The organism is Crocosphaera watsonii WH 8501 (assembly GCF_000167195.1).
In the GTDB taxonomy this organism is placed as follows: Bacteria; Cyanobacteriota; Cyanobacteriia; order Cyanobacteriales; family Microcystaceae; genus Crocosphaera; species Crocosphaera watsonii.
Genome location: NZ_AADV02000115.1, coordinates 1 through 13,195, shown reverse-complemented (window position 1 = coordinate 13,195; position 13,195 = coordinate 1). Strand labels below are relative to the sequence as shown.

Below are 13,195 nucleotides of genomic sequence, written 5' to 3'. Positions count from 1 at the left end.
GGGATGGCTGGTCCCAGAAGTCGAGAACTCACTGCAAAAGATTTTTAAAGCAACTCCCAAAAAAGGATGGCCTTATGATGCACAAAGATTGATTAACCGTCTCAAACGTCATTGGGAAGAGTGGTTCACCTTTCTAACTTATCCTGAAGTCAAACCAGATAATAATGATGCTGAGAGAGCTTTACGTCCCATTGTCATTCACCGCAAAGTAAGTGGGGGAGCAAGAAGCGACTGGGGTGCAGAGTTAGTCACCCAAATGTTCAGTTTTTTAGAGACCATGAGATTACAGGGGCAAAATGCCATTGTCCAATTATGCGAATTATTTTCATTAGCTGGTCGGAGTCCCCCAGGATTAGAGATGTAAAAGGCTCCGGAGCCGATGGGGGATAGATTTTTCTTGATCCCCCTATCTCTCTGCACAAAAATACACAAGGTTAGCGGATAATCTCCGCTAACAAAAAACTATCTTACTATTCTTTTTTTTTTCTCATATTGTTGTTTTTATTTGAGGTTTTAAAAAGACTTGATTCTGGGAATGTTAGTCATTAAAATAGCCGTAATAAATTAGCTTAAATTTTACGTTAAATCACAGGGCTTATATTTTTGTTGACTCTAGGAGTTACGCATTGACAGATGGTTTACAATGTGAATAGTCCAAACAGAGAAAGCGATCGCTGTTAACAAAAAGCAAAAAACTGATAAAATAGAGAGGATTATAAGAACTGGAGGTAGATATCCGAACTATAACGAAGAAATCAACGGCTAAATGTCATTTAGAACTCTATACTTACTATTTAATTGCTGAATCCAAATATTCGGGTTGTAATCGTTTATCCGAGATATTTGAGGATTTATCTCATGATAGTGTTAACCGTTTTTTATTAAGAGAAAGCTATAAACCTGTTGATTTATTCAATGAATTTAAACAGCACATTGAACTGAGTGGGGGAACCTTAAGTATTGATGATACAGTCATTGAAAAACTTTATAGTAATCCTAAATTAAGTAAATTTATTGGTTATTTCTGGTCAGGAAATAAACATAAAACTATCAAAGGAATTAATTTAGTTACTTTATTATATACTGACCCTAATGGAATTTCAGTCCCTCTAAATTATCGACTTTATGATAAAGAAGATAATCTGTCTAAAAATGATTATTTTCGGATGATGCTATCGGAAGTTTTAGCTTGGGGACTGAGGCCAATTTATGTAACTGGTGATAGTTGGTATTCATCTAAAGAGAACCTTAAATTTTTGAAAAAACAAGAATTAGGTTTCATGATAGGAATAGCTAAAAATCGACAAGTATCAATCGTTAAAGGACAATATCAATCCGTTGAAAGCTTAGAAATAGAGGAAAATGGGACAATTGTTTACTTAAAAGAGTTTGGCGAAGTTAAAGTATTTAAGAAACATTTCAAAAACGGGATGCTTCGTTTTTATATTTTATTTGACAAAGAAAATAAAGACTTAAGAGAAACAGATAAAACTCTATTTACTTTGTTGAAAACAACTCATTGGATTATTGAATGTTACCATCGTGCGCTCAAACAATTATGTGGTATCAATAAATTTATAGTCAGAAAATCAGAAGCTATATTGACCCATTTCTTTAGTTCTTTACGGGCTTTTATTAAACTTGAATTAATGAGAGCTAATGAGTTAATTGATAATTGGTATCAACTCCAAAGAGAATTGTCTATTGAAGTTAATCGGAATTTTATTTTAGAGCAAATAAATTTGAAATTATCAGCCTAATTTATAGATTAGTTATTGTTATTATTACGTCAATTTTAATGACTCTAATAATTAGCGATCGTTGTCTCTCTTTAAAGCTACTCATATTTAAGTTAATTTGTCAATGCGTAACTCCTACTCGTGATAGATTGCCTTGGCAAAATTGTCCTAAAATGCAGACTAAAACTACGTTAGACATTCTTGTTACAAAATGTGTAAACATTCCTGCTTAAGATCGCAAACTTCGATGGCTTTTTCAAGACTGATGTTGTTAAATTTTCTTCAAGCGAACACAAGTCTTGCCCCCTAGTTGAGTGACTAAGATGATTACAAAGATGCCCGAACTACAATCTCTCTGGGATCAGTCCCTTGGCGATTCAGGGATATGTATTGCAGTGCTTGATGGCCCTGTGGATAGATATCATCCCTGCTTCGACGGGGCTAATTTAACTCAGATGCAAACACTGGTTTCTGGTGTAGCCAATCAAGGTTCAGCATCTCAACATGGAACTCATGTTGCCAGCGTCATCTTTGGTCAACAGGGTAGTTCGGTGTTGGGTATCGCTCCTGGTTGTCGTGGGTTGCTCCTACCCATTTTCCAAGATGGCAAAGGAGATGGACTTGCCCCCTGTTCTCAAATCGACCTCGCACGGGCGATTACCCAAGCAGTTGAAGCAGGAGCCAACATTATTAATAATTAGTGGTGGTCAATTGGCGGCTTCTCCTGAATCCGACCAATTACTAGCTAATGCTGTGGGTTTGTGCCAAGAAAAGAATGTTCTCATCGTTGCTTGCTGCGGGAAATGATGGCTGCGAATGTCTTCACATTCCTGCTGCCTTGGAATCAGTGCTGGCAGTAGGAGCAATGGACGCTCAAGGTAAGCCTCTCGATTTTAGTATCTGTTATTTATTAAGAAGAAAAAAACATGAATCTTCCCATTCAATGTCAACCCGTTATGCGTAATGTTTCCACTGCTGCTTTTGTTGGTGGATTTATTAGATTCCTTAAAATATCTGCTTGACACAGGGAAAAGTCCTAATGATTTTACTCTTGAAGACACTCGAAAAATGTTATCTCATTCACCAGATCAGGATGAGCAAGCAAATGTTGAAGAAGAACACAAAAGGTTGCAAGAAAGCTTAATTGTTGTCCCTGAAGATTTCAAACCAACCATTTTTGTTATCAATGATGTAATGACAAAATTTTTATATCAATATCCTGGTACTTTTGTCTTGGAAATCCTAATAACTTCATGGAGGAAACGGTTAGAAGATTTTGTATCTAAGTTTTATAGATGAATTTTGAGTTCCAATTATAACCAACAACATAAATGTCTTATGAACGATTCCAACTTCTTAATTTTGTCCTGCGACGGTGGTGGTATTCGGGGTTTAATCACCGCCATGATTATACAAGAACTAGATAAACAGATACCTTTTCTTAATCAGATTGATCTTTTTGCCGGAACTTCAACCGGTGGAATAATTGCTTTACCCGAATTTCTCACAAAATCTGCGATCGCCAAACACAGAAGCCTTACAGGAAGTGGGTTTGAACAGAGCGATCGCAGATTTCCCCAACCAACAGTCTGTTGTCAGATTTTAAGTTAAAATCAACCCGAATTAGACAAAGATGAAAAGATAAATCAATCACTCATTTTTCCAAAAAAATTATTAATAAAATCTCTAATAGTACTAGATTGTTAGAATAAAATATGCTATAATTTAATTATTAAAGCAATTTACCTTAAACTGATTTAATGAGTCCCAGTTATCCCCGAACCCCTCGTCAAGTAATCAACTTTAGTAAACAGAAAAGAAAAGAAATAATCGCTAATTTTGACGGGGGACTAATCACTTCAGATGCGGGGATTGTCTGGATAGCTGAGTTGGATAAAAAACTGGGAATTACCGAGAAGTTTGGTAACTGTTTTCAAGATCATCGTCATCAATCTTATGTAGATCATTCCGTTCATGAGTTATTAGCACAAAGGCTTTATGGAATTATTTTAGGCTATGAAGATGTCAATGACCATGATAAATTACGTCACGATCCTGCCCTTAAGATCGCTTTAGAAAAGCTTAATGAACTTGAAGATAAAAAGGGATGGTTAGCTGGAAAAAGTACAATTAATAGATTGGAATATTGTCCTGAGACTATTCTTGACCAAAAAACGAGTCGTTATCATAAAATAGAACCCAACTTTGAAGCCATTGAAAAATCTTTTGTCGAATTTTGTTTAGAGTCTTATAAAAAACCTCCCTTAAGTATTATATTAGATATGGATGTCACGGATGACCAAGTACATGGTAATCAAGAAGGGGCATTTTTTAATAGTTATTATCACGGAGTATGTTATGCTCCTTTATATATTTTCTGTGGGCATCATTTATTAGTTGCTAAACTTCGTTCATCTAATGTAGATCCAGCCGATGGAGCCTTAGACGAATTACAAAGAATTATCGGACTAATTAGAGAAAAATGGTCAGAGACTCATATCCTAGTTAGGGGTGATAGTGCCTATGCCCGTGAAGAAATCTTCTATTTTTGTGAAAATCAGCCTTTAGTTGATTATGTTATAGCTATGGGAACAAATGGCGTTCTTAAGTTACGAGCGGATGATGTAATTGAAAAAGCCAAACATGAATATGAAAAAAAAACTAGCTCCAATAACTGAATTAATGGATAGTTTATTTCAGAAAAAAGAAGATTTAGAAGAAGTTAAAAAATTAGTACCAATTTCTACTTGGTATCGCTCTATTCGTTATAAAACAGAAAAGTTATGGAGTTGTCAAAGAAGAGTAGTGACAAAAGTTTGTTATGGAAGTGATGGCTTAAAAATGCGCCATGTGGTGACATCTTTGCCCGCTTCAAAAATTCCACCCTCAAAACTTTATACAAAAAAATACTGTCCGAGAGGCGAGATAGAAAATCGGATTAAAGAACAACAATTAGACTTGTTAGCTGATAGAACTTCAACTCAAACATTTCAAAGTAATCAACTAAGATTATGGATACATTCCTGGGCTTATGTTCTCATAAATGCTTTTCGTCAACACTGTTAAAAAAACTTCATTGGCTAAAGCAACTGTGGGAAGAATACGTCTAAATCTTCTTAAGTTGGGAGCCAGAATAAAGATTAGTTGTAGAAGAATTATTATCGCTATAGCTAGTGCTTGTCCTTATCAAGATATTTTGTCTATTGCTAACAAAAGAATTAAAACTATTCCTAATACTGGATAAGTAGAATAAGTTGTTTTTTAAAAAAGATATCTATCATAAGTTGTTGACTGACTGATACTTTCATTTAGTCTTATTTATCGTGGAGAAAATCAAAAGTTAATATAATTATTCCCTCTTAAACTCAATTTTTGGATAATCAAAGTCAATTTTTTTATTCATCTATATTCAAAATTTCTATTAGTCCTAAAAATTATCATTTTTCATCTCTGGATTGGGCTTTCAAATTAATTTGTGAGAAATCCGGGTTTAGGATTAGCCAGTGGGGTTCCCATATCCCAGTTAGTTGATATATATGGTAGTTCTGGTAATTGTTCGCAGATATTTGACCCCTATAAACCTCAATCGGCTCGTGATCCAGGTTTTTTGGAAAGGTTCATTAAAGAGTTAGATAAGAGTGAAGAATTTGCTGGAATTGCAGGGATTATAAACAAGATAGATCAACTTTTGTATGTTAAATATGACAATACTGGGTTAAAAACTGTTTTGGAAAATAATCTAACACAACCCTCAAAACCCTTAGCAAAACTAAACCGTAAATTTTTAGTGACTACCTTTGAGCTAGACAATACCTCTGATGAAAACAATCCCTCTTGGAGACCAATTACACTGGACAATCTCCCAGATAATAAATTTCAGAGCCAAGATACATTAACCCTAGATGCGGCTCTTTGTACCAGTGCTGCTCCAACCTATAACAGATTAAGAAATAGACTTAGAAACTTAATTGATGAACTTCATCATAAAGTAGCTAAATTCTTAACCGAAAACTTTGATGTGATTCTATTACCTACTTTTGAAGTATCAGAAATTGTAGTCAAAAATAGCAGAAAAATTAGGTCAAAGTCAGTTAGACAGATGCTTAATTGGTCTCATTATCGTTTTAAAGAGTTTCTTAAGCACAAAGCTTTTGAAACTGGCAAGCTGGTGATAGATTGCTGTGAAGCATATACATCTAAAACTGTTAGTTGGACTGGTGAATTAGTGCAGAATTTAGGTGGGAAAAAAGTAATTAAATCTCAGTTTGACAATAAAGCAATGGATAGGGATCGATCGGGGCGCACGGGGAATTTTTCTTCGTGCTTTGGTAGATACACCCTCACTTAAAGACTCTTTGAGTGTGCATTGTTAACCCATTATCAGCAATGTTAATGAATGTTAGTAAAAAAGTATCGGCACGAGTTAATTGCTCACTATCTGCGAGCCGACTATGGATACATAAGGGGAAAGTAAATAATCTTTTGCCACCTTTTGCACAACTTCAGAACTTATATTATTAATAAGTTCTGAAAACTTTTGATCAAATTCAATTCCTAACCCTAAGGTTTCATACCATCCGTATAAGTTGGCAACTTCTGCATTGGTTTGTTTTCCTAAAGCGTATTGTCCTAATAACTTATTTTTGGCAATTTGTAGTTCTTCTGGACTTAATTCAACTTCGCATAATCTCTCTGTTTCCTGTTTTAATCCCTCAATAGCAATGTTAGTATTATCGGGAGCAGTCCCGATATAGGTAACGAAATTAGAGGGTTGTAAACGGGTGGGGAAAAAGGCAGAAACGTCATAAGCAAGTCCTTTCTTTTCCCTTAATTCCACAAATAAACGACTTGATAAACCATTACCTAAATAGGTACTTAATAGTTTTAAAACAGGATAATCAACATGATCAACACCAACGGTTAAATAACCTAACATAATGATCGCTTGTTGTGTTGCTTGATGAGTAACCATTTCCGAGGGAGAAACCGTTAGCATCGGAAGGGAAGTAAGGGTTAAACTCTGGGCAGGATTTTTCCAAGTTCCCAAATTTTTCTCAATTAATTGAACTGCTTGCTCTAAGGTAATATTTCCCGACAAACTAATAATTAAATTATCGGGACGAAAATGATCATAGTGACACTTTTGTAAGTCTTCTCGACTTACTTGACAAACGGTTTCTTCTGTGCCTAAAATCGAACGTCCATAGGGATGTTCTCCATATATTGTTTCTCGTAATTGCTTAAAAGCAACGTTAAAAGGTTGTTCTTTTTGAGAACGAATAGTTTGACAAATCAACTGTTTTTCTAGGTCTATTTCTTCTTCTGGAAAAGTAGGCGATCGCAGAATTTCTGCTAATAGGTTTAATATCTTCTCAAAGTCTCCTGAAACGGTTTTGATACTCATCACAAAATAATCTGATGCGGTATCTCCTCCTAAACCTGCTCCCATAGATTCAATGGCCTCTGCAATGTCAAAAGAGGACATAGTTTCGGTTCCTTTGGTAATTACAGTAGCTAATAAATGAAAAATACCTGCTTTTTCTGGTTTCTCCCACAAGTTACCCGCTTTTTTCCAGAAGAAACGACCGGAAACTAGGTCTGCTGTGGGATTTTCTCGAAGGATTAAAGTGATACCATTGTCTAATTGTAAACGATGAATAGATGGGGGGGCGGAAATGGTAGAAGATTTTGGCATTATTGAGTAATTTTGGTTTAATTAGCAGGGTTCCATAACGGTGATAGCATACCGTTGGGGGGATAAATATTGATAGGCAAGGTCTTGCAATTTTTCTACACTATATTGTTGAATTAGGGTAGGATAACTTAAGGCTAGTTCAGCATGGGCTAGGGTTTGATAATAACCGTATAAACCTGCTAATTGACTGGGGGTTTCTGTGGAAAAAATATAGTCATGACAGAGTAATTTTTTAGCTTTGTTTAATTCTGTTTCTGTGATAGGTTCTTGTTGTAATTGTGTTAAGCGATCGCAGATAATTTCCTCAACTTGAGAAATATTTTCAGGATTTAACCATGCTCCAATGGTAAACAAACTGGAATCTTCTTGCAAGGAAAAAGAACTTTCAATATCCATCACCAGTCCCTTGTCTTCCCTTAATTCTCGGACGAGACGGGATGTTCTGCCATCCCCTAAAATAACCGACAATATATCTAATCCTAACCCTGGTTCTAATTCATTGATTCCTGGCCCGATCCATCCCATTAATAAGCGTCCTTGGCTTAATCTAGGGGAATATATATGATTGCGCCGAATTTCTCTGAGAGGGGGTTCTGGGTTAATTTGATGGGGAGGACATCCCCACGGGGGACTAAAGTTGGAAAAGGCTTCATCTACTAAGCATAAGGCTGCGTTTTTGTCAATATCTCCCACCACTACTACTGTCATATTATCGGGTTGGTAATGGGTTCGATGAAAAGAGCGTAACTGATGGGGTGAATATTGTTTGAGTTGGGTTTCGTGTCCCAAAATTGATTTTCCGTAGGGGTGATGTTGGTATAATGTTTCACAGAGGGTTTGAAAGCAAACCCAATCAGGATCATCATAAGATGAGCGAATCTCTTCTAAAATGACATCCCTTTCTCGACTAAATTCTTCATCGGGAATTGCTGCTTGTAGTAAAATTTCCCCCAAATAGGGTAAGGTTTGCCTGAGGCGATCGCCAGGTACAGTCAAGAAAAAATGGGCATAGTCATGACTGGTAAAGGCGTTAGTAATACCTCCATTCTCTTCTACTATCTCATCAAATTTTCCTGGGTTAATTCCTTGGCTCCCCTTAAAGATCATGTGTTCTAGGAAGTGGGCCGTACCTCCCCACTGTTGCGGTTCAACCCTTGTCCCTGCTTTGATCCAAACATCCACCACAGTTACAGGAGTAACACAAATGTTCTGATGAACAAGGGTTATACCCTGATCCAGTTTGGTAACACTAAGGGGAATATTATTATTTTCACAAAGATGTTTCTGTTGTCTCAATGCCTAAAATGATTAGGTTTTATTTAATTCTAGGTTAACTTTCAACTTTTGTCTGACCTTCTCAGAGCAATGTCTGGAAACCTTGACATTAAGAACTGATCTGAAAAACCGCCGTGCCGTTTTACCTCAGTTTATGACCTGGAAGAACCAGGTGGGTATCGACCGCTTATCGTTTCTGTTTCCGAGTACAAGCTCGGTTTACTACCACGATAGCTGGTTAACGCCCTTAAACTCAAAGCATAGATCAAAAAACTTTATTGGCAGTCACCAACACAGCAGCTTTCCTCCTATACTTTATCACAAACTGAAAAGATTGTGGTTCGAGGCTTCTTCAATACAAAAGCACCATACATTAGGAGAAAGACGGTGTTTGAACAACTTTCTTGGGGTCGCCTACTGCCTATTTCCTAGTGCATAGTGCTAGAGTTTTAAGCGTTCACTTTTAAGACATTGCTTGAATCATGTAATCAAAATAAGGGGCAGTTTCTTCTGCATCCTCATTATTCAACAGTCCTAAAGCTGCGTCTTTGAGACAGCGAATAGCATCAACCATTCCGGGTACAGGAACATTGAGGGAGTTATACATTTCTTTAACTCCAATCAAGCCAATTTTTTCAATAGGTTCTTTGCTTCCTGCCAATACACCGTAGGTAACTAGACGTAAATACCAGCTATAATCCCTTAAACACTGGTTATACTGCTTTTGACCGTAGGCGTTACCCCCAGGAGAGCGATACTCTGGTCGTTTTTTAAACAAATTTTTCTGAGCTTGGTCAACGATTTTCTTTTCATTTTCCCCAAGGACTTCAGCAATGCGAACACGCTGTTGCCCTGTACTCAGAAATTCCTGGATACCCTTGAGTTCGCCACTGCTAGGATACCGGAGTTCATCGTCTGCTTTTAGAATGACTTGGCTAACTACACTCATGATAATATCAACAACAATCTCTTATCATACTGTAGTTTATCTTGAAAACGAGACAAAACCCACAGGTATCTCAGATTTTGTCTGCTCAGTGTTTTGGAGACACTTGACTATGTTCAACCGAAAAAAAATAGACATTCCCAGGCTTCAACCCTCATGGCGGGCGATTATCGGAGAATTTCCCCCTAACCAATCTTCTCAAAGTCTTTGGCACTGTCAAGGATTTTCTCTGGTTGAGGGTGTGCCTAAATTGAGCAAAAATAAACGTTTTGCTGTGGTGGGTGATGTTTCGTTAAGTAATACTGATTTATTGTTGAAAAGATTGGCAATTAATCCTAGCAGATGGCAAGAAGATCATCAAACTTTAATTGCTTGGGGTTGGGAAGAATTAGGAAAAGACTGTTTGCATTATTTGAGGGGAATTTTTAGTTTTGTTGTTTGGGATACCCATGAAAAACAAGGTTGGGCAATCCGCGATCGGGTTGGGGGTCGTACTCTTTATTATTATCAACAGGATTCTACATTTTATATCTCTCCTCGCTTAAAAAATCTATCTCCTTACTTTAAGAAAAACCTCGATTTAATTGCTTTAAGGGATTATCTTTGTACGGGTTTTATCCCAGGAAAAAGGACTTTATGGCAAGGTGTTAAGGAGCTACGTCCTGGAACTATTTTATCTCTCCCTCAAGAAAAAATTGAGACTTATTGGACTCCACAAGAAAATATCAGTCAATCCCCGTTATCTTTTGATAAGAGTTCCGAAATATTAAGAGAGTTATTAGAAACAATTATTCAAGAATACTTACCCCCTCAAGAACCAGTAGGAGTTTATTTATCTGGTGGACTTGATTCTAGTTGTGTTACTGCTTTAGCAAAACAGTTTCATCAGGAAACTGTTCATACTTATTCGATTCATTTTGGTGAAGATTATCCCAACGAATTAGAATTTTCTAGTTTAGTGGCTGCTCATTGCCAAACTAAACACCATATTTTAGCAATCTCTCCTCAAGAAATGTGGGAAAATTTGCCAATAACTATGGCTAATCTTGATAGTCCCATTGGTGATCCTTTAACGGTTCCTAATTATTTATTAGCACAGTTAGCTAAACAGGATGTCAAGGTTATTCTCAATGGAGAAGGGAGCGATCCTTGTTTTGGCGGTCCCAAAAATCAACCTATGTTATTACATTCATTGTATCATAATTCGGAGCAAAAAATAGATTTATTATCTAGTTATTTAACTTCATTTAAAAAGTGTTTTCTCGATTTACCTAATTTATTAAATCCAGATATTTTCAAGCAAGTTAAAGATGCTCCTTCCGTGTTTGAAGCCGATTTATTATCATCGGCAGATTATCTTAATCGTCTCATGTTATTAAATATAAAATTTAAGGGTTCAGACCATATTTTAAACAAGGTTAATAATTTAACTCTTTCTGGTTTATTAGAGGGAAGATCCCCTTTATTTGATAGTCGAGTTGTGGATAAAATCTTTATCCATTCCTCCTCATTATAAGTTGTCTGGTGCTAGGGAAAAAGCAATTTTAAAACAAGCAGTATCTCATTTATTACCCCAGGAAATTATTGACCGTCCTAAAAGTGGTATGATGGTTCCTGTTCATTTTTGGTTTCGTAAATTTTGGACAAGAAAAGCGAAGAGTTTGTTACTAGATAAAAAAGCAGCTATTGCTCCTTATATTGAGCGAAATACAATTAAAGATTGGTTAAATTATCGGGAAAATCTTTGGGGAAAGTACGGAATTAAGTTATGGCTATTAGTTAGTCTAGAAATTTGGCTAAGGACTTATGAATAAGAATTAACCAAAACTATCAATTCCATACAAATAAATCCCTGTTGCTGCTAAGCTACTATTATCTTCTAGGGGAATAAACAAGTCATTTCCATTATCTACAGCACTAAGAGTAATACCTCTGGTAATAATTTTTAGTAAGCTTCTAGGACTAAAAGATTCTAATTCTATAAAATTTCCTGATTCTAACCAGATTAATTCTTCTGGGGTTAAATTAGCTTTAATTTCTGATGGTAATCATTTCGCTTCTCTTGCTGATTCTCGAGTATTTAAAATAAAATACTTGGGTTTGTTCAAAATTTGTCTGGGTGAAATTCCTAGATCATAAATATTAACTGAACTATCTTTAAACCATTGTTCATTGTTGCGTAATTCATGGATTAAACTAACTCCTTTTGGACTAGCATCGTGTAACCCGTAAACTTGTAAGTCAGGATTACGTTGTAACATTTCCATAACAGTATTAAAGATACTTTGAGGATAACCATCAATACTGAGTACAGCACAGTTATTCTCAAAGTGAAAGTTGTTTCTAATAAGAAATTGAGCAATTTTTGGTTTATCGCAAATAATAGCACGATCAAAACTATAATAATTATTCTCTAAATTAACAGGATTAAATCTCTCAGTATTAGGCGAAGATAATAGATAGGATAGAGAACAATTGATTGTAGAACGATTGATTTGCTGCCAACGGTTTAACCATTGATAAACTTGACTTTGGGAAACAGCAAAAATTTGAGACATTGGCCTATTTATTTGATTTATAATTCCTAAATAAATACTACCCATTCCTAAAAGGGTAAATAAAGAAAAAAATAAAAATGAGTTCAATAAATTAATGCTAAAAAAAATACCAATTACTAGGACAGATATGCCATATAGAATTAACATTATTGAGTAATTTTTGCGACTTTGATAAGTATTCTCTTCAGATATTATCTGTTTATAAATACCTATAATAAATAGTAAGTTTATAGTCCATGAAGCTAAAGGAAAAGCAATATAACCTATTGCTGTAGCTAAAAAACTGCCTACAAATAAAGTAAACCAAATATTAAAAAAGATAACTGTAAATACTGATCCACAACCCAGATTACTAGACTTGCGTTTTAGTCGTTTATCTAAAAAATAGTGAAACTGTTTTATTGTAAAAAATAGAGTATTATCCGCAGAAATATCGCTTATAACCTTAGCAAAAAAAGGATCAGTAAATTTTGCCTTTCCTTTCATTGTCGTCGGTTCAAAAGCAAATTGATGTCCACAATAATAGCAACAACCGTTATTAGCTGTACGGTCTTTTAACTTACTATCTCGGCCACAGTTGATACATTTCATAAAATAGTTACTCCTTTTGTTTTTTAACCAAAACTATCAACACCATAAATATAACCCCCTGTTGCTGCTAAGCTACTATTATCTTCTAGGGTAATAAAAGATTGATTCCCATTATCTAAAGGACTAATACTGATACCTCTGGTAATAATTCTTAGTAAGCTTTTAGAACTAAAAGATTCTAATTCTACAAAGTTGCCCGATTCTAACCAGATTAATTCTTCTGGGGTTAAATTAGCTTTAATTTCTGATGGTAATAATTTTGCTTCTCTTGCTGATTCTGGACTGTTTAATATAACGTACTTGGGATTTTTCAAAATTTGTCTGGGTGAAATTCCTAGATCATAAATATTAACTGAACTATCTTTAAACCATTGTTCATTGTTCCGTAATT

General features: G+C 35.5%; 13 protein-coding genes, 1 other RNA gene and 1 pseudogene. 9 read left to right on the top strand and 6 right to left on the bottom strand.

The genetic code is table 11. The features are described 5' to 3' along the window. The 7 genes and pseudogenes from CWATDRAFT_RS24015 to CWATDRAFT_RS40400 form a co-directional block, all read left to right on the top strand. A partial coding sequence (locus CWATDRAFT_RS24015) for an IS66 family transposase (protein ID WP_007307433.1) occupies positions 1-364 on the top strand: 364 nt, incomplete at its 5' end. Positions 365-734: 370 nt separating this feature from the next. After that, positions 735-1,760 carry an IS701 family transposase gene (locus tag CWATDRAFT_RS34515; RefSeq protein ID WP_071892152.1) on the top strand — a complete coding sequence of 342 codons (1,026 nt, stop codon included), beginning with the start codon at positions 735-737 and terminating at the stop codon, positions 1,758-1,760. 302 nt (positions 1,761-2,062) lie between these two features. After that, positions 2,063-2,440 (top strand): S8 family serine peptidase, encoded by a 378-nt coding sequence (locus CWATDRAFT_RS40410; RefSeq protein ID WP_007307434.1) that lies wholly within the window; start codon positions 2,063-2,065, stop codon positions 2,438-2,440. A 262-nt stretch (positions 2,441-2,702) separates the two neighbouring features. Continuing rightward, on the top strand, positions 2,703-3,038 hold the full coding sequence (locus CWATDRAFT_RS24000; RefSeq protein WP_007307435.1) for a hypothetical protein: 336 nt from the start codon (positions 2,703-2,705) through the stop codon (positions 3,036-3,038). A 39-nt stretch (positions 3,039-3,077) separates the two neighbouring features. Further along, on the top strand, positions 3,078-3,350 hold the full coding sequence (locus CWATDRAFT_RS40405; protein ID WP_007307436.1) for a patatin-like phospholipase family protein: 273 nt from the start codon (positions 3,078-3,080) through the stop codon (positions 3,348-3,350). 149 nt (positions 3,351-3,499) lie between these two features. Then, positions 3,500-4,983: pseudogene (locus CWATDRAFT_RS36225) on the top strand (IS1380-like element ISCwa5 family transposase). Between the two features lie 231 nt (positions 4,984-5,214). Then, positions 5,215-6,087, top strand: coding sequence for a zinc ribbon domain-containing protein (locus CWATDRAFT_RS40400; protein ID WP_007307439.1), 873 nt, complete (start codon positions 5,215-5,217; stop codon positions 6,085-6,087). 75 nt (positions 6,088-6,162) lie between these two features. Here CWATDRAFT_RS40400 and CWATDRAFT_RS23970 read toward each other — a convergent pair whose 3' ends face one another. The 4 genes from CWATDRAFT_RS23970 to CWATDRAFT_RS23960 all read right to left on the bottom strand — a co-directional run bounded on the left by CWATDRAFT_RS23970 (position 6,163) and on the right by CWATDRAFT_RS23960 (position 9,658). Continuing rightward, positions 6,163-7,434, bottom strand: coding sequence for a M16 family metallopeptidase (locus tag CWATDRAFT_RS23970; protein ID WP_007307432.1), 1,272 nt, complete (start codon positions 7,432-7,434; stop codon positions 6,163-6,165). Between the two features lie 21 nt (positions 7,435-7,455). Continuing rightward, entirely contained in the window at positions 7,456-8,730 is a 1,275-nt protein-coding gene (locus CWATDRAFT_RS23965; RefSeq protein ID WP_007307431.1) for a M16 family metallopeptidase, read from the bottom strand. A gap of 101 nt (positions 8,731-8,831) precedes the next feature. Further along, positions 8,832-9,015, bottom strand: a non-coding RNA gene (ssrS, locus tag CWATDRAFT_RS32425) — 6S RNA. Between the two features lie 157 nt (positions 9,016-9,172). Then, the gene (locus CWATDRAFT_RS23960; RefSeq protein WP_007307430.1) at positions 9,173-9,658 is read right to left on the bottom strand and encodes an allophycocyanin subunit alpha-B; all 486 of its coding nucleotides are present in this window, start codon (positions 9,656-9,658) and stop codon (positions 9,173-9,175) included. A 109-nt stretch (positions 9,659-9,767) separates the two neighbouring features. Between CWATDRAFT_RS23960 and CWATDRAFT_RS23955 the strand changes: the two genes are divergently transcribed. Together CWATDRAFT_RS23955 and CWATDRAFT_RS41165 are read left to right on the top strand one after the other, a co-directional pair. Beyond that, positions 9,768-11,171 (top strand): asparagine synthetase B family protein, encoded by a 1,404-nt coding sequence (locus CWATDRAFT_RS23955; RefSeq protein WP_268742701.1) that lies wholly within the window; start codon positions 9,768-9,770, stop codon positions 11,169-11,171. 1 nt (position 11,172) lies between these two features. Continuing rightward, entirely contained in the window at positions 11,173-11,469 is a 297-nt protein-coding gene (locus CWATDRAFT_RS41165; protein ID WP_268742699.1) for an asparagine synthase-related protein, read from the top strand. Positions 11,470-11,703: 234 nt separating this feature from the next. Here CWATDRAFT_RS41165 and CWATDRAFT_RS23950 read toward each other — a convergent pair whose 3' ends face one another. Then, positions 11,704-12,804, bottom strand: coding sequence for a toprim domain-containing protein (locus CWATDRAFT_RS23950; protein WP_007307429.1), 1,101 nt, complete (start codon positions 12,802-12,804; stop codon positions 11,704-11,706). Positions 12,805-12,827: 23 nt separating this feature from the next. After that, on the bottom strand, positions 12,828-13,195 hold a 368-nt coding region (locus CWATDRAFT_RS23945), incomplete at its 5' end, for a toprim domain-containing protein (protein ID WP_007307428.1).